This window comes from Pararhizobium sp. LjRoot235, from assembly GCF_964254145.1.
Taxonomy (GTDB): Bacteria; Pseudomonadota; Alphaproteobacteria; order Rhizobiales; family Rhizobiaceae; genus Pararhizobium.
Genome location: NZ_CAXUSP020000001.1, coordinates 2,531,982 through 2,548,462, shown reverse-complemented (window position 1 = coordinate 2,548,462; position 16,481 = coordinate 2,531,982). Strand labels below are relative to the sequence as shown.

Below are 16,481 nucleotides of genomic sequence, written 5' to 3'. Positions count from 1 at the left end.
ATCAAGGTCGCGCGGCAAGCCCGTTGCGCACGAAGGCGTCGAAACAGGGTGTCAGCGTGATGCGGCGGTGACCGGCGGCAAGGGCCGGCTCGTAGAGTTTCAAAAGCTTCAGCCGCGCCGCGGTCGGCGGGCAGGTCGGGTAAAGGGCGAGATCGACCGAGCCGACGGCGTCACGCATGCGCTGATCCGGCGGCGGTACGGCGCGATAGGGATCGGCGCCGATGGCGATGTGTTTGGGCGCGTGGCGGTCCATCAGCCAGGGGAAGGGATTGGTGAAATCGATCGTCATGATTGTCTCGAACCGGACCTTGTTGGCGGCCTCGTAGTCGGCGACCGCCGAGACGGCTCTATCGGCGGCTTGGAGCCAGAGCACCTGGAAATCCAGGTCGCTGTAGAGCAGGAAAGAGGGCAGTTCGTTGGCGGCGGCCAGTGCTTCGTAGGTTGTGCGATAATCGGCATAGTTCGCCCGCAGGCGTTCCGCCCGCCGATCGAGGATGTCGCGCACACTGACGGCGCCGATTCCTTTCAGGTTCCGGTTTTCGATCGGCACAGTGTTGACGGCGCCGATCCAGGTGCGAGCCGCCTTCTGGGCGATGGCGACCGCTGGCGGCAATGCTGCACCCAATGCGGCGACCGCGATCATTGCAAACGCGACTGAGGGACCCCTGCGCCGGTAGCTCTCCAGCAGAATCGCGAGCAACAGTGGCCAGAGAAAAATGAAAGCCTGGCTGCCGGTATTCTGGCTTTCGAAGAGAAGACCGGCGGCAACGAAACTCGTCAGCCAGAAAAATGACTGGTTGGCAACGGCCCCGAGCGACGCGAAGCCTGGTTTTGCCGCAAAGATCCGTATCTTCTCAAGGAAGGCCGCGAATTCGTTGAAAAATAAAACGAAAGCGAGGATGCCGCAGCTGAGGATCACGCCGAAATTGATCGACGCCGCCTGCAGCAGACGCGGCAAGAGGCTGGCGTCATTAATAAGGAGCAGAGACATGATGTCAGCCGCATAGGCGGAAACGGCGCCGGTGATGATTTCAAAAAGACCGATCGTCACGAAAAATACCACTGCGGCCATAAGTGCGGCGCGCAACGGCAAGCGCCCGGCGAAAAACGCCATCAGGCAAAGAAGAGTGCCCGCCGCAACGCCGGTCACCTTGGTGAAGAGAAGCGCGAGCATCGCAAGCGCCGTGACCGCTGCCAGTATTCGCCACCCGCGCACGAAGATCAGAGCCGCCGCGAGCGGATAGAGCAGCTGGCAAATCTGGCGGTTATAGATGCCGAAGCCGTCCGAACCGGGATAGGGGTAGAATTCCCCTGTGTTGAAGGGCAGCAGCGAAAAGAACAGGAAGGGGAGAAGCAACGCGTAGCCGATGGCAGGCGATTGCTTCTGCACGTCCCGGACAACCAGCGCCATCAACGGCACGGTCACCGTCATCATAGACCAGCTGGATAGTAGAAGCGCGTGACCGTTTGGAAACAGGTAAAGCCACCCGGCAAAGAGATAATAGCCGAGCCCGCCGACCGGGGCAAAGAAGTCGATGGAGGGGATCTGTCCATCGAAAATCCGGTTTGCCGCATCGAGATAGATATAGTGGTCCCAGTACATCGGGCCGATCGGCATGACGAGGGTTCCGATCAGGGCCAACGGCAAGCAGGTGACCGTCAGTGCCAACACGATCAGCGGCTGGCGGGCAAGTGTCGCGCGAAGTCCGTGTCGCTTGCTGGAGAATGTTGTGTCGGATGAAGCCTGCATCGTTGGTATCATTCCCGGCAATCTAGCCGTCAAACACGATCGTCGTGCACTTATGACACCATCGGGTTTTATCCCGGTTAACAGTACCGTAGCGGCCCGGATTATGTTCCTTGCAATATCTTCCTGCTATGTAACGGGCAGAATCGTGCCGGCTGCGAAACGGGAAGCCATGAAAGCGGGAGAATTTGGGATGACACGAACATGCCTGGCGGTGATTTTGGCAGCGGGCGAAAGCACCCGGATGAAATCGTCCATGTCCAAGGTGCTGCACCCGGTCGGCGGCCGGCCAATGATCGCGCATGTGGTCGAATCGCTTGTCGATGCCGGCATTTCGTCGGTTGCGCTGGTGGTCGGGCGGGATGCGGACTCTGTCACGTCGGCTGCGAACCGCAGTGATATCGAGATTTCGGCCTTCCTGCAAACCGAACGCCTGGGGACCGGGCACGCCGTTCTGGCGGCCAAGGAGGCGATCGCCAAGGGATATGACGACATCCTGGTCGTCTTCGGCGACACACCGCTGATCACGGCAGCACCGCTGATGGCCGCCCGACAGGCGCTGGCTGAGGGCAGTGACGTCGTCGTCATCGGCTTCCAGACGGCCGACCCGACCGGCTACGGCAGGTTGATCGTCGAGAACGGCGAGCTGCAGGCCATTCGCGAGCAGAAGGATGCGTCCGAAGAGGAAAAGCGCATCACCTATTGCAATGGCGGTCTGATGGCGATCAATGGCGACAAGGCGTTGGAACTGCTTGGCAAGATCGGCAATACCAACGTCAAGGGCGAGTACTACCTTACCGACATCGTCGAGCTCGTTCGCGCCGGCGGGGGGAGGGCCATTGCCGTAGAGGCGCCCGAAGCGGAACTGATGGGCTGCAACAACCGCGCGGAATTGGCCTTGATCGAGGCGGTCTGGCAGAAACGCCGCCGCCACGAATTGATGGTCTCCGGGGTCTCGATGATCGCGCCCGAAACCGTGTTCCTCGCCTTCGACACTGAGATCGGCCAGGACGTGACGATCGAACCGAACGTCGTCTTCGGCCCCGGCGTCACCGTCGAAAGCGGTGCCGTCATTCACGCCTTCTCCCATCTGGAAGGCGCCCATGTCAGCGCCGGCGCAACGGTTGGTCCTTATGCGCGGTTGCGTCCTGGCGCCAATCTTGGGCGCGATTCCAAGGTTGGCAATTTCTGCGAGGTGAAGAAGGCAGAGATCGGCGCCGGCGCCAAGGTCAACCACCTGACCTATATCGGCGACGCCTTCGTTGGCGAGAAGACCAATATCGGCGCGGGCACGATCACCTGCAATTATGATGGCGTCAACAAGCACGTCACCCGCATCGGCGCGAACGTCTTTATAGGTTCGAATTCCTCTCTCGTTGCACCGGTGTCGGTCGGCGACGGCGCGCTGGTCGCATCCGGCAGTGTGGTGACGGAGGATGTCCCGGCCGATGCGGTTGCTTTCGGGCGCGCGCGTCAGGAGATCAAGCCGGGGCGGGCGAAAATCCTGCGCGAGCGTTATCAGGCCGAAAAGGCTGCCAGAAAGAAATGACAGGTTGCCGAGCCACGGTTAAAACCTGAAATCGAAAGTGAGTTCGGGCCGATTGTGCATTTCGCTAAATTCGGTACCAAGGCGACATCTGAAAATGGATTTTGGCTGGCGTATACAACGCGCCTGTCTCACGAAAAAAATGCGGAGAAGAACAGATATGTGCGGCATCGTCGGTATCGTTGGAAATCAGCCCGTCTCCGAGCGCCTCGTCGATGCCCTGAAGCGGCTCGAATATCGCGGCTATGATTCCGCCGGGGTCGCAACGATCCATGACGGCGTTCTCGATCGCCGCCGAGCCGAAGGCAAGCTGGTCAACCTCGAAACGAAGCTGCGCGCCGAGCCGCTGGCCGGCAAGACCGGCATTGCGCACACGCGCTGGGCGACGCACGGCGCGCCGACCGAAAGCAATGCCCATCCGCATTTCACCGATGGCGTCGCCGTCGTCCACAACGGCATCATCGAGAATTTCTCCGAGTTGAAGGACGAGCTTGCCCATGCCGGCGCGACCTTCAATACGCAGACCGACACGGAAGTCGTGGCGCAACTGCTTGCCAAGCTGATCCGTGACGGGATGAGCCAGAAGCAGGCAATGCAGACCATGCTGCGCCGGGTCACCGGCGCCTATGCGCTCGCCGTCATCTTCCAGGATGCGCCGGACACGATCATGGCCGCGCGCAGCGGTCCGCCGCTGGCTGTCGGTTTCGGCAAGGGGGAAATGTTCCTCGGTTCCGACGCGATCGCGCTGTCGCCGTTCACGAATGAGATCACCTATCTCATCGATGGCGACTGGGCGGTTCTCACGGCCGATGGCATCGAGATCCTCGACCATGACGGCAAGCAGGTCGCGCGCCCGCGCCAGGTCTCGGTTGCCGCGGCCTACATGGTCGACAAAGGCAATCACCGGCATTTCATGGAAAAGGAAATCTATGAACAGCCGGAAGTGATTTCGCACGCGCTTGGCCACTATATCGACTTCATCGAGAACAAGGTGAACCCGATGACTTCGGCGATCGATTTCGCCAAGGTTCCGAGCCTTGCCATTTCCGCCTGCGGCACGGCCTATCTCGCCGGCCTCGTCGGCAAATACTGGTTCGAGCGTTACGCTCGCCTGCCGGTCGAAATCGATGTCGCTTCGGAATTCCGCTACCGCGAAATCCCGCTGTCGCCGCAGTCTGCCGCTTTGTTCATCTCGCAGTCGGGCGAGACGGCCGACACGCTGGCGTCGTTGAGATACTGCAAGGAACATGGCCTGAAGATCGGCGCCGTCGTCAACGTCATGGAATCGACGATCGCGCGAGAGTCCGATGCGGTCTTCCCGATCATGGCGGGGCCGGAAATCGGCGTCGCGTCGACCAAGGCCTTCACCTGCCAGCTTTCCGTTCTGGCAGCGCTCGCGATCGGCGCCGGCCGGGCACGCGGGACGGTGTCGGAGGCCGAGGAAAAAGTGCTCGTACGCTGCCTTGCCGAAATGCCGCGGATCATGGGCAAGGTCCTGAACAGCATTCAGCCGACGATGGAGAGCCTGTCGCGCGAGCTGTCGAAATGCAAGGACGTGCTCTATCTCGGCCGCGGCACAAGCTATCCGCTGGCCATGGAAGGCGCACTCAAGCTCAAGGAAATCTCCTATATCCACGCCGAGGGCTACCCCGCCGGCGAGCTGAAGCATGGCCCGATCGCCCTGATAGATGAAAACATGCCGGTCATCGTCATTGCGCCCTATGACCGGTTCTTCGAAAAAACGGTGTCGAACATGCAGGAGGTCGCCGCCCGTGGCGGCCGCATAATCTTCATCACCGACGAGAAGGGCGCGGCAGCCTCCAGGCTCGAGACGATGAGCACGATCGTTCTGCCGAATGTCGACGAGGTCATCGCTCCGATGATCTTCTCGCTGCCGATCCAGCTGCTTGCCTATCACACCGCGGTCTTCATGGGCACCGACGTCGATCAGCCGCGCAACCTCGCCAAATCGGTCACTGTGGAATGATGCTACGGCCCGAAAATCCGGGTGATGTCGGAGCGATCCATTCCCTGACGCGGGAAGCCTTCAAGGATCGTCCGTACAGCGACGGCACGAGCATTTCATCGTCGATCGCCTGCGCGACGCTGGCGCGCTCAGCATTTCGCTGGTCGCCGAGGTTCAGGGCGCGGTGGAGGGCCATGTCGCCTTCTCACCTATTGAACTTTCGGACGGTTCGGCGGGATGGTTTGGGCTTGGTCCTCGCATCAGGGACAGGCCGCGGCGGGGTGTGTCGTGGTGCTTTATCGCACGTTCGGATTTCAAAACGACCGCAAATCACATTCGCTGCTTGTGCGCCGCAATATTTTTGGCGCAGCCCTTGTCCTCGACTCCGGCCTCCGGCATGGTGACATATAACGCGGCATTTTACGGCGGCGTAGACGGATAAACGGAGCGGTATGACGGACAAACAGGCACGTGGATTTTTCGCGACACGGTTGAGGAACTATTTCCTGACCGGGGTGATCATCTGTGCGCCGCTTGCTATTACCGTGTGGATCACCTGGTCCTTCATTCTCTGGGCCGACAGCTGGGTGAAGCCCTATCTGCCGTTCGACTACAATCCGGACAATTTCCTGCCCTATCCGGTTCCCGGTTTCGGCTTGCTGACGGCCTTGCTGCTGATCACGCTGGTCGGTTTCTTCACCGCCAACCTGATCGGTCGCAGTATCGTCGGCGTCGGCGAGTCGCTTCTGGTTCGCACACCGCTGGTGCGCTCGATCTACAAGGGTTTGAAGCAGATATTCCAGACGGTGCTGCAGGACCAGTCGAATTCCTTCAAGAAAGCGGGTCTGATCGAATATCCAAGCCCCGGTCTCTGGTCGCTGGTGTTCATCGCGACGGATGCCAAGGGCGAAATCGCCGTCAAGTTCAGGGAGCGCGGTCTCGATATGGTGACCGTGTTTCTCCCTCCGACCCCCGTGCCGACGGCCGGATTTCTGATTTTCGTGCCCCGCGAAAAGATCGTCCCGCTCGACATGAGTCCCGAAGATGCCGCCAAACTTTTGCTCTCCGGAGGACTGGTGGCGCCCGACTACTTGCCAAAGATAGTCCCGGCGCCGGGAGAGGCCATGCCGGTGGCGACCAAACGCGGAAAGTTCTTCAGCCGGCTCTGAGAAAGCGGATCGCCTCGTCACGCCGGTAGAGATAGAGCAGCGTGCGCAACGCGGCACCACGTTCCGATGTGAGTTCCGGGTCGCGTTCGATGATATAGGCGGCATCCTTGCGGGCGATTTCCAGCAGATCGCCATGCGCCTCGAGGCTGGCAATGCGAAAGCCGGGCGTGCCGGATTGACGCGTCCCAAGCAATTCGCCTTCGCCCCGTAGTTTCAAATCTTCCTCGGCAATCAGAAAGCCGTCTTCGGTTTCCCGCAGGATCGACAGCCGCGCCCGGCCGTTTTCGCTCAAGGGGGCCTTGTAGAGCAGGATGCAGGTCGAGGCTTCGTCACCACGTCCGACGCGACCGCGCAACTGGTGCAACTGCGCCAGCCCGAAGCGCTCGGCATGCTCGATCACCATAATCGTCGCATCGGGTACGTCGACCCCGACTTCGACGACGGTCGTCGCCACCAGAAGCTGGATCTCGCCATTCTTGAAGGCAAGCATGATCGCGTCCTTTTCCGCGCCGTTCATGCGGCCATGCACAAGGCCGACCTGGGACCCAAAATGGCTTTTCAGCGTCTGGAAGCGCTCGTCGACAGACATCAGGTCGGAGGCGTCCGATTCCTCGACCAGCGGGCAGATCCAATAAGCCCTCTTGCCTTCGCCGAGAGCCTTGTGCAGTCGCGAGACGATTTCTCCCGTTCGCTCCATCGAGACGGTGACGGTCTGGATCGGCTTGCGACCCGCCGGCTTCTCCGTGAGCTTGGAAACATCCATGTCGCCGAAAGCGGCCAGCACCAGCGTGCGTGGGATCGGCGTCGCGGTCATGACCAGCATATGCGGCGAAATCCCTTTGGCCGTCAGCCGCAGCCGTTGGTGGACGCCGAAGCGATGCTGCTCGTCGACGACCGCGAGCAGCAGGTTTTTGTAAATGACCGTTTCTTGAAACAATGCGTGCGTGCCGATGACAAGCTGCGTTTCGCCCGAGGCGATGCGCTCCAGGATGGCATCGCGCTCACGCCCCTTGGTGCGGCCGGTCAGGACATCGATGGTGACGCCGGCCGGCGCGGCCATTTTCGAGAGCGTGGCGAAATGTTGCCGGGCAAGGATTTCCGTTGGTGCCATCAGCACCGCTTGGCCACCGGCCTCGACGGCCGCCAGCATCGACATAAGCGCCACCGCGGTCTTTCCCGAGCCGACATCGCCCTGCAGCAGACGCAGCATCCGCTCCGTTCCCGCCATGTCCTTCAAGACCTCACCGATCGCCGTCGCCTGGCTCACGGTCAGCGAAAAGGGCAGGGCGTCGCGCACTGGATTGCTCAGTTTCCCCGTGGCATGCACCGGCGTACCCGCGACCTTGCGCAACCTTTGGCGGACGAGCGACAGGGATAACTGCCCGGCCAGAAACTCGTCATAGGCAAGCCGGCGGCGGGCGGGCGCCTGCGGGTCGAGATCGGTTTGGTCGCGCGGTTCGTGAAGGGCGAGAAAGCAGTCGCGGGCGGATGCAAAGCTTTGCTTCTCCGGGAGAGCGCCATCGATCCACTCCGGAAAATCGGGGATACGCGGAAGGGCCGCCTCGATCGACTTGCGCAGCATACGGGCCGAAAGGCCCGCGGTCAGCGGATAGATCGGCTCGACCAGCGGCAGGTTTTCCGCTTCCGCCGCTCGCACCATGTAATCCGGATGCACCATCGAGGGGCGGCCGTTGAACCAGTCGATTTTGCCGCTGACGGTTACGGTCTCGTCGACCGGCAGCGCCTTCTCCAGCCAGTTTCCCTTGACCCGGAAGAAGGTCAGCGCCAGTTCGCCGGTGTCGTCGTGCAGGAATATGCGGTAGGGCTGGCTGGTTCTGGGCGGCGCTGGCTGGTGGCGGTCGACCCGGCCGGTGATCGTGACGATGGCGCCCTGCGGCGCCCGTGCGATGCCAGGCTGGTGCCGCCGGTCGATCAGCGAATGCGGCGCATGAAAGACGAGGTCTATCACCCGGCAGTCGTCGATACTTTCGCGTCCGAGCAGCCGCGCATAAAGCTCGCCCGCTTTCGGGCCGATGCCGGGAAGCGAATTCAGGGGAGCGAACAGGGGATCGAGAAGGGCCGGGCGCATGCATGCCAGACTGAAACGAGGATTAGGTCTTTGGCAAGGCTGACAATCGTCTTTTCAGCGTTTATAGAGCCCTGGCAACACGCGGCTTCCAACGACGCGGCGGCAGGAAGGACTTCTCATGACGGGCATCACACGTACGAGCGCCGATCTTGATCCGCGCCGCAGACGCATCCTTTTTCGTGCCTGGCATCGGGGCATCAGGGAAATGGATCTCGTTTTCGGTCAGTTCGCCGACAATGAACTTGAGGCTCTCGCGGATACGGATCTTGACGAGCTCGAAACCATCATGGCGGAAGAGGACAACGATCTCGTCAAGTGGATCATCGGCGAGAGGCCGGTGCCGCAACACTACCGGACCCCGTTGTTTGAACGCATTGCTTCCTATCGTCCGGACTTCGACAAGCTTCCTGCCAACGGGAATAAAAACGATCGATGATTGCCGGATTTGACCCCAATAAAGTTGCGCGCGCGACCCGCGAACTGACCATCGGCCCGGTGCCGGCCGGTGTCGAGCCGCTGATCCTTGCCGAGCTTGCCCGCGCCAATGGACCGGTCGCCTACATCCTGTCGGACGGCCAGCGCATTGCCGACTTCGAGCAGATGCTCGGCTTTGCCGCGCCGGACATTCCCGTGCTGACATTGCCCGGATGGGACTGCCTGCCCTACGACCGCGTATCGCCCAGCGCCGATACCTCGGCCCGGCGTCTGGCGACGCTGAGCGGCCTGATCGCGCATGCGAAGAAGCCGCATCCGGCCATCGTCCTCGTCACCGTCAATGCGGCGTGTCAGAAGATGGCGCCGCAGGAGGTCATCGAGAGCCTCGCCTTTTCGGCCCGGCCCGGCAACACGATCCGGATGGACGATGTGGCCGCGCGGCTGGGACGCAGCGGCTTCGAGCGCGTCGCCACTGTTCGCGAGGTCGGTGAATATGCGGTACGCGGCGGCATCCTTGATGTCTTCGTTCCCGGCAGCGACGAACCGGTGCGCCTTGATTTCTTCGGCGACACGCTCGAATCGATCCGTTCATTCGATCCCGCCAGCCAGCGCACCACCGGCCAGGCCCGGTCGCTCGATCTCAGCCCGATGAGCGAGGTGTCGCTGACGCCCGAGACGATCAGCCATTTTCGCAAGCAATACCTGTCGATGTTCGGTGCGGCGACCCGCGATGATGCGCTCTATCAGGCGGTTTCCGAAGGTCGGCGCTATGCCGGCATGGAGCATTGGCTGCCGCTGTTCTACGACCGGCTCGATACCGTGTTCGACTATCTTGCCGGATTTCATATCGTCACCGATCACGTCGCTCGCGAAGCCGCCGCCGAGCGCGTCAAGCTGGTCAAGGACTATTACGAGGCCCGCCAATCCTCCGCTGCGCCGGGAAAGGTTCAGATATCGCAGGGCACACCCTACAAGCCGGTGCCGCCGGAGTTGCTCTACCTCGGTGCTGAAGACTTCAATGCTGCACTGATCTCGCGCAACGCCGTTCGCCTCTCGCCATTCAGCGAGCATGAAGGCGAGGCGCGGCAGGTTATGACCGTCGATGCGCGGCTGGGCGTGCGATGGGCGAAGAATGCGACCGAAGGGACGAGCGACGCCGAGCGGGGCAACGTGTTCGACCAGACCGTCAAGTATATCGCCGATCGGCGCGCCAAAGGCGACAAGGTGCTGATTTCAGGCTGGTCGGAAGGGTCGCTCGACCGTCTGCTGCAGGTGCTGGCCGAGCACGGGCTTGCGAACATCAAGCCCGTGAAGGCGCTTTCGGAATTGAAAGCGCTGAAACCGGGGGAGGCGGCCTCCGCCGTTCTGAGCCTTGAGAGCGGGTTCGAGATCGGCAATCTCGTCGTCATCGGCGAGCAGGATATTCTCGGCGACCGGATGGTGCGCCGTTCAAAGCGTCGCAAGCGCGGCGCCGATTTCATTGCCGAGGTCGCCGGCCTTGACGAAGGCAGCATCGTCGTCCACGCCGAGCACGGGATCGGCCGCTTCATTGGTTTGCGTACCATTGAAGCCGCTGGCGCGCCGCACGCCTGCCTCGAGCTTGTCTATGCCGACGACGCGAAACTGTTCCTTCCGGTCGAAAATATCGAGCTTTTGTCTCGGTACGGCTCGGAAGGCTCTGACGCGATCCTCGACAAGCTCGGTGGCGTTGCCTGGCAGGCGCGCAAGGCGAAGCTCAAGAAACGCCTGCTCGACATGGCAGGCGGTCTGATCCGCATCGCCGCCGAGCGGCTGACGCGGCATGCGCCGGCGCTGACCACGCCGGACGGGCTCTACGACGAATTTGCCGCCCGCTTCCCCTATGACGAAACCGAGGACCAGCTGAACTCGATCGAAGCGGTGCGCGAGGATCTCGGTGCCGGCCGGCCGATGGACCGTCTCGTCTGCGGCGACGTTGGCTTCGGGAAGACCGAAGTCGCGTTTCGCGCCGCCTTCGTGGCCGCGATGAACGGCGTTCAGGTGGCCGTCGTCGTGCCGACGACGCTGCTTGCTCGCCAGCATTTCAAATCCTTCAACGAGCGCTTCCGCGGCCTGCCGGTGCGCATCGCCCAAGCCTCGCGCCTCGTCGGTTCGAAGGAACTGGCGCTGACCAAGAAGGAAGTGGCCGAAGGCAAGACGGACATCGTCGTCGGCACGCATGCACTTTTGGGCGCCTCGATCAACTTCGCCAATCTCGGCCTTTTGATCATCGACGAGGAGCAGCATTTCGGTGTCAAGCACAAGGAGCGGCTGAAAGAGCTGAAATCCGACGTGCATGTTCTGACGCTGTCGGCAACACCAATCCCGCGCACGCTGCAACTGGCGCTGACAGGCGTGCGCGAGCTATCGCTGATCACCACGCCGCCGGTCGACCGCATGGCGGTGCGCACATTCATCTCGCCCTTCGATGCGCTGGTCATCCGCGAGACGCTGATGCGCGAACATTATCGCGGTGGCCAAAGCTTCTATGTTTGCCCGCGTCTTGCCGATCTCTCGGAAATCCATGATTTCCTCAAGTCCGACGTGCCGGAGTTGAAAGTTGCCGTCGCCCACGGCCAGATGCCGGCGACGGAGCTCGAGGACGTCATGAACGCCTTCTACGAAGGCAGTTACGATGTGCTGCTCTCGACCACGATCGTCGAATCCGGTCTCGACGTGCCGACCGCCAACACGCTGATCGTGCATCGCGCCGACATGTTCGGCCTGGCGCAGCTCTATCAGTTGAGAGGCCGCGTCGGCCGCTCCAAGGTGCGTGCCTTTGCTCTCTTTACGCTGCCGGTCAACCGGACGCTGACCGGCACGGCCGAGCGCCGCCTCAAGGTGTTGCAGTCGCTCGATACGCTGGGCGCCGGCTTCCAGCTGGCAAGCCACGACCTCGATATCCGCGGCGCCGGCAATCTCTTGGGCGACGAGCAATCGGGCCATATCAAGGAGGTCGGCTTCGAGCTCTACCAGCAGATGCTGGAGGAAGCCGTTGCCGAACTAAAGGGGGACGAGGAGGTTGCCGACAGCGGTTGGTCGCCACAGATTTCCGTGGGAACGCCGGTGATGATCCCGGACGACTACGTGCCGGACCTGCATCTGCGCCTTGGCCTCTACCGCCGTCTAGGCGAAATCACCGAGCTTTCCGAGATTGACACCTTCGGTGCGGAACTGATCGACCGCTTCGGCCCGCTGCCGCTTGAAGTTCAGCACCTACTGAAGATCGTCTACATCAAGTCGCTCTGCCGCACGGCCAATGTCGAAAAACTCGATGCAGGGCCGAAGGGCGTCGTGGTGCAGTTCCGAAACCGGGAATTCCCCAATCCCGGCGCGCTCGTCGCCTATATCGCCAAGCAGGGCATCATGGCGAAGATCCGCCCTGACCACAGCATCTTCTTCCAGCGCGACTTTCCGACGCCGGAAAAGAGGCTGGCGGGTGCAGCCGTTGTCATGACGCAGTTAGCGGGTCTGGCGAAGGGCACCTGAGCGCCAAGCAAAAAAGCCGCGCAAGGTTTTGCGCGGCTTTCAAACAGTCAAAACGTCTCTCGATCAGTTGATGTGAGCCGTGTCCTTCATCTTGGCGATATCCCGTAGCGCATCGGTCAGGACATCGACGGATTGTGCGCCCATCACCGCATATCTGCTGTCGATGATGAAACAGGGCACACCGGTCACGCCCATGCCGCGCGCCATCTCGATTTCCTCGCCGACGGCGTCCTTGTCGGCATCCGAAGCGAGCAGCGCGGCGATGACGGTGCGATCGAGGCCGGCTTCGCCGGCGATATCGAGCAGGACAGCGTGATCGCCGACATTGCGGCCCTGTTCGAAATTTGCCTTGAACAGCAGCGAGGCAACCTTGCTCTGCATCTCCGGACCCTCGGTCAGCGCCCAGCGGATCAGCCGGTGCGCATCGAGCGTGTTCGGGCTGATTTTCACCGCGTCGAACTTAAATGCGATGCCGTCCTGCTGACCAAGCCCCGTCAGCATCTGATGCGCGCGATCGACGGCCGCTTGTCCGCCGAGCTTGGCAGCGAGATGCGCCTTGTGATCGACGCCTTCAGGCGGCAGGTCGGGATTGAGCTGATAGGGACGCCAGTTCACCGTGACATGAATATCGTCGGCCACATTGGCGATCGCCTGATCGAGCCGCGCCTTGCCGAGATAGCACCAGGGGCAGACGACGTCGGAGACGACGTCGATACTTACAAGATCCATGGTGCCAGTCCCTCTTGTTGCAAACCATTGGCCTGCGACATAGTCGCGGACTTTGCCGGTTTCAATGCGTTACCAAAAGTATACCGGCCTCAAATCTGCATCACTGCACAGTTTCGTCCCACCAGACCGGCAGCTGATAGCCATAAAGCGGCACCACGCTCGGGCGGCCGATGCGCTTGTGGCGAGCCACCCATTGCGCGGCGACATGGTACAGTGGCACGAGATACGAATTGTTGATCAGCAGCCGGTCGTGAGCCCGAACGGCGGCGACGAAATCCTCCGTCGTCTTGGCTTGGAGGATATTGCTGATTAACCGGTCGACGTCCTTATCTGCGGCACCGGCGAAGTTTTCGCTGCCTTGACGGTCGCGTGATTCGGAAGACCAGCGGCCGACCTGCTCGATACCGGGCGAAAGCGTCGACGGGAACGACTTGATGATCACGTCATAGTCGAAAGACTGGCTGCGCTGCTGGTACGACGAATCGTCGACGGTACGGACCGACGCGGTGATGCCGAGGGCTGCGAGGAAGCGCTGGTAGGCAAGCGCCAGTTTTTCCTGGCCCTCGTTCTGGGTCATGATCTCGAAGGCGAGCGGCTCGCCCTTCTCGTTGATCATCTTGCCATCCTTGATGCTGTAGCCGGCTTCGCGCAGCAGCGTTACGGCTTCTCGAAGCACATTGCGATCGCGGCCGGAGGCATCGGTGACGGGCAGGCGGTAAGTCCCGTCGAGTATGGCCGGATTGATTCGGTTGCGGATGTCGCCCATCAGGCCGAGTTCACGATCATCCGCCGGGACGCCGAGATAGGACAGGGTCGAGTTCTGCCAGAAGCTCTGCGTGCGGGTATAGGCGTTGTCGAACAGGTTCTTGTTGACCCATTCGAAATCGAAGACGAGGGCCAGCCCCTGACGCAGCTTGATGTTCTCGAACATCGGCCGGCGGGTGTTGAAGACGAAGCCGAGCATGCCGGATGGCGTCTTCGGCGTGAACGTATCCTTGATCACGTCGCCCGACTGGACCGCCGGGAAATTGTAGCTGCGCGTCCATTTGGTCGGGCTACCTTCCGGATAGATATCGACTACACCCTTCTTGAATGCCTCGAACAGCGAATTGTCCTGGAGAAAATATTCGACGGAAATTTCGTCATAGTTGTCGAAGCCGACCTTGCTGGGCAGATCCTTTGCCCAGTAGTCTGGATTGCGTTTGTAGACGATCCGCTCGCCGGGCTTTACCTCCGCCACACGGTATGGTCCGGAGCCGAGGGGAAATTTGAGCGACGTCTGGTCGAAGGTTGCCACATCCGTCGCGTGCTTCGGCAGGATCGGCGTCATGGCGATCAACAACGGAAATTCGCGGTCGGCGTCGTCGTTGAAAGTGAAACGGACACTGCGGTCGCCGACCTTTTCCATTTTTTCGACCTTCGCCAGCCGCGTGCTGAACGGAACGCGGCCCTTGTCGCGAAACAGTTCGAAGGTGAAGATGACGTCTTCTGGCGTCACTGGCTGACCATCGGCCCATTTGGCTTTCGGATTCAGGTTGAACTGGATGAAGCTACGATCGTCGTCCCACTCGACGGTTTCGGCAAGCAGACCGTAAAGCGAAAAGGCTTCGTCGCGGGAACGCTGCATCAGCGAATCATAGACGAGATTGCCGTATTCCGGGTCGAGCATGCCGCGTGCAGTGGTGCGCATGCTCTTCAGGATGAAGGGATTGAGATTGTCGAACGTGCCGACGACGCCATAGGCCACACGGCCGCCCTTTTTCACGTCTGGTTTGACATAGGGGAAACTCTTGAAGTCGGCGGGCAGGGCGGGCTGCCCGTGCATGGCGATGCCGTGGACTGGTTCTGCCTTTGCCGCGACGCCTGTGCCGAACGCGGCAATGAGCGAAATCAACCCTAAGAACAATGCGCGCAAGCCCGCCTCCTGCTGTCGTCTACTGTATGAATCACGGCAAACTAGCACGTTGACCGGTATTTCCAACCGCCAGATACTTTAAAAAACCTGGCGCCGCCCCACGGCCGATCGTAAAAAAAACGAGGAAAGACTGGATATCCGTGCCCGCTCACTGTAACAGGTGTTGCCGGAGACGAGGGTCATGCAATTGCCTTATTTGCCCAACAGGAGAGCGGGCGGCTGACCATAGATGACGCGCGGCGCGAGACCGCTAGAGACACCGGAATTCAGGAGACGGATATCGTTATGATCTTCAAGTCGAACTTCACCAAAAAGGCCGCACTTTCGGCGTTTGCCGGCGCTGTCGCCGTTGCTGCGATGCCTGCCGCGTCCTTCGCGCAGGAACAGGCCGCCGGCCGTCCGCCCCAGGGCTGGTTCAAGGTGTGCACCAAGCAGGAAGACAACGATGTCTGCATCGTGCAGAACCTCCTGTCGGCCAACAACGGACAGTTGATCACCGCCGTCGGCCTTATCAGCGTTCGCGGCAAGGTGGAACGCAAGGTGATGCAGGTTTCGGTTCCCTCCGCGCGCCTCATCCCGCCGGGCATCCAGATGCAGATCGATGGTGGCAAGGGTGTCAAGCTCGACTATGCCATCTGCATGCCGGACAAGTGCATCGCAGAAGTTCCGCTGAGCGACGCCGTGCTCGCCAACCTAAAAAAGGGCGGCGAAGTCGTGTTCACCTCGGTCAACTTCCAGCGCGCGCCGAACCCGATCAAGATTTCGCTTAATGGCTTTACCGGCGTGTTCGACGGCGAGCCGATCGAGCAGTCGAAGCTGCAGGAGCGCCAGCGCCTGCTGCAGGAAGAGATGCAGAAGAAGGCGGAAGACGCTCGCAAGAAGCTCGAAGAAGCCCAAAAGGCGGCCAAGCAGAACTGATCGCAACGCGATACAAAAAAGGCCCGGACTTTCGTCCGGGCTTTTTTGTTTCAGGCCGAATCCAGCGAGGCTGGCTGCCGTCAGTGCTGAACGACAGCCTTCGGCTTATATTGGCCGACACCCTGCTGGTCGAAGAAAGTGTTCACCTGCGAATGGCGCATGGGCCTTCCGCTGTCGTCCGAAACGAGGTTCTGTTCGGAAACATAGGCCACATATTCCGCTTCATCATTCTCTGCGAGCAGATGGTAAAACGGCTGATCCTTGCTCGGACGGACTTCAGCGGGAATCGCATTCCACCATTCCTCGGTGTTAGCGTATTCCGGGTCAACGTCGAAGATAACGCCGCGGAACGGAAACACACGGTGGCGAACAACCTGTCCAATCTGAAATTTTGCGTCTCTTTGTTTCATCATGATAGGTTCCTTTCCCTGGAATATGTGGTGGTTTTTCAACAAACATC

12 protein-coding genes are annotated in these 16,481 nt (G+C 60.9%); 6 read left to right on the top strand and 6 right to left on the bottom strand.

Features of this window, described 5'->3' with window-relative positions; all coding sequences use genetic code 11:
* Position 1 precedes the first annotated feature (1 nt).
* Complete coding sequence (locus ACSQ2Z_RS12220) at positions 2-1,750, bottom strand: hypothetical protein (RefSeq protein ID WP_436081451.1); 1,749 nt, start codon at positions 1,748-1,750, stop codon at positions 2-4.
* A 190-nt stretch (positions 1,751-1,940) separates the two neighbouring features.
* Between ACSQ2Z_RS12220 and glmU the strand changes: the two genes are divergently transcribed.
* On the top strand, positions 1,941-3,296 hold the full coding sequence (glmU, locus tag ACSQ2Z_RS12215; RefSeq protein ID WP_436081450.1) for a bifunctional UDP-N-acetylglucosamine diphosphorylase/glucosamine-1-phosphate N-acetyltransferase GlmU: 1,356 nt from the start codon (positions 1,941-1,943) through the stop codon (positions 3,294-3,296).
* Between the two features lie 157 nt (positions 3,297-3,453).
* A complete protein-coding gene (glmS, locus tag ACSQ2Z_RS12210; RefSeq protein WP_436081449.1) occupies positions 3,454-5,280 on the top strand; it encodes a glutamine--fructose-6-phosphate transaminase (isomerizing) in 1,827 nt (608 codons plus the stop codon).
* Here the strand turns inward: glmS and ACSQ2Z_RS12205 are convergent.
* Positions 5,267-5,455 carry a hypothetical protein gene (locus ACSQ2Z_RS12205; protein ID WP_436081448.1) on the bottom strand — a complete coding sequence of 63 codons (189 nt, stop codon included), beginning with the start codon at positions 5,453-5,455 and terminating at the stop codon, positions 5,267-5,269. The two genes, glmS and ACSQ2Z_RS12205, sit on opposite strands and share 14 nt — an antisense overlap.
* Positions 5,456-5,711: 256 nt before the next feature.
* Between ACSQ2Z_RS12205 and ACSQ2Z_RS12200 the strand changes: the two genes are divergently transcribed.
* Entirely contained in the window at positions 5,712-6,428 is a 717-nt protein-coding gene (locus ACSQ2Z_RS12200) for a DUF502 domain-containing protein (protein WP_436081447.1), read from the top strand.
* Here ACSQ2Z_RS12200 and recG read toward each other — a convergent pair.
* Entirely contained in the window at positions 6,415-8,517 is a 2,103-nt protein-coding gene (gene recG, locus ACSQ2Z_RS12195) for an ATP-dependent DNA helicase RecG (protein WP_436081446.1), read from the bottom strand. The genes ACSQ2Z_RS12200 and recG overlap by 14 nt on opposite strands.
* 118 nt (positions 8,518-8,635) lie before the next feature.
* Here recG and ACSQ2Z_RS12190 point away from each other — a divergent pair, with 118 nt between their 5' ends.
* Together ACSQ2Z_RS12190 and mfd are read left to right on the top strand one after the other, a co-directional pair.
* Positions 8,636-8,953, top strand: a complete 318-nt coding sequence (locus ACSQ2Z_RS12190; protein WP_436081445.1) for a succinate dehydrogenase assembly factor 2 — start codon at positions 8,636-8,638, stop codon at positions 8,951-8,953.
* Positions 8,950-12,459: a transcription-repair coupling factor gene (mfd, locus tag ACSQ2Z_RS12185; protein ID WP_436081444.1), complete on the top strand. Its 3,510-nt coding sequence runs from the start codon at positions 8,950-8,952 to the stop codon at positions 12,457-12,459. The genes ACSQ2Z_RS12190 and mfd overlap by 4 nt, the downstream gene beginning before the upstream one ends.
* A 63-nt stretch (positions 12,460-12,522) precedes the next feature.
* On the opposite strand, the gene ACSQ2Z_RS12180 is transcribed toward mfd, so the two are convergent.
* Positions 12,523-13,188, bottom strand: coding sequence for a DsbA family oxidoreductase (locus ACSQ2Z_RS12180; protein ID WP_436081443.1), 666 nt, complete (start codon positions 13,186-13,188; stop codon positions 12,523-12,525).
* 100 nt (positions 13,189-13,288) lie between these two features.
* Positions 13,289-15,094 carry an extracellular solute-binding protein gene (locus ACSQ2Z_RS12175; RefSeq protein WP_436083063.1) on the bottom strand — a complete coding sequence of 602 codons (1,806 nt, stop codon included), beginning with the start codon at positions 15,092-15,094 and terminating at the stop codon, positions 13,289-13,291.
* Between the two features lie 294 nt (positions 15,095-15,388).
* Between ACSQ2Z_RS12175 and ACSQ2Z_RS12170 the strand changes: the two genes are divergently transcribed.
* The gene (locus tag ACSQ2Z_RS12170) at positions 15,389-16,021 is read left to right on the top strand and encodes an invasion associated locus B family protein (protein WP_436081442.1); all 633 of its coding nucleotides are present in this window, start codon (positions 15,389-15,391) and stop codon (positions 16,019-16,021) included.
* 80 nt (positions 16,022-16,101) lie between these two features.
* Here the strand turns inward: ACSQ2Z_RS12170 and hspQ are convergent, their stop codons facing one another.
* Entirely contained in the window at positions 16,102-16,431 is a 330-nt protein-coding gene (gene hspQ, locus ACSQ2Z_RS12165) for a heat shock protein HspQ (protein WP_436083062.1), read from the bottom strand.
* Positions 16,432-16,481 lie beyond the last annotated feature (50 nt).

Coding starts and splice junctions, on each gene's coding strand:
- glmS (WP_436081449.1), top strand. CDS start 3,454: ATGTGCGGCATCGTCGGTATCGTTGGAAATCAGCCCGTCTCCGAGCGC.
- glmU (WP_436081450.1), top strand. CDS start 1,941: ATGACACGAACATGCCTGGCGGTGATTTTGGCAGCGGGCGAAAGCACC.
- recG (WP_436081446.1), bottom strand. CDS start 8,517: ATGCGCCCGGCCCTTCTCGATCCCCTGTTCGCTCCCCTGAATTCGCTT.
- hspQ (WP_436083062.1), bottom strand. CDS start 16,431: ATGAAACAAAGAGACGCAAAATTTCAGATTGGACAGGTTGTTCGCCAC.
- ACSQ2Z_RS12205 (WP_436081448.1), bottom strand. CDS start 5,455: ATGGCCCTCCACCGCGCCCTGAACCTCGGCGACCAGCGAAATGCTGAG.
- ACSQ2Z_RS12220 (WP_436081451.1), bottom strand. CDS start 1,750: ATGCAGGCTTCATCCGACACAACATTCTCCAGCAAGCGACACGGACTT.
- ACSQ2Z_RS12190 (WP_436081445.1), top strand. CDS start 8,636: ATGACGGGCATCACACGTACGAGCGCCGATCTTGATCCGCGCCGCAGA.
- ACSQ2Z_RS12200 (WP_436081447.1), top strand. CDS start 5,712: ATGACGGACAAACAGGCACGTGGATTTTTCGCGACACGGTTGAGGAAC.
- mfd (WP_436081444.1), top strand. CDS start 8,950: ATGATTGCCGGATTTGACCCCAATAAAGTTGCGCGCGCGACCCGCGAA.
- ACSQ2Z_RS12170 (WP_436081442.1), top strand. CDS start 15,389: ATGATCTTCAAGTCGAACTTCACCAAAAAGGCCGCACTTTCGGCGTTT.
- ACSQ2Z_RS12180 (WP_436081443.1), bottom strand. CDS start 13,188: ATGGATCTTGTAAGTATCGACGTCGTCTCCGACGTCGTCTGCCCCTGG.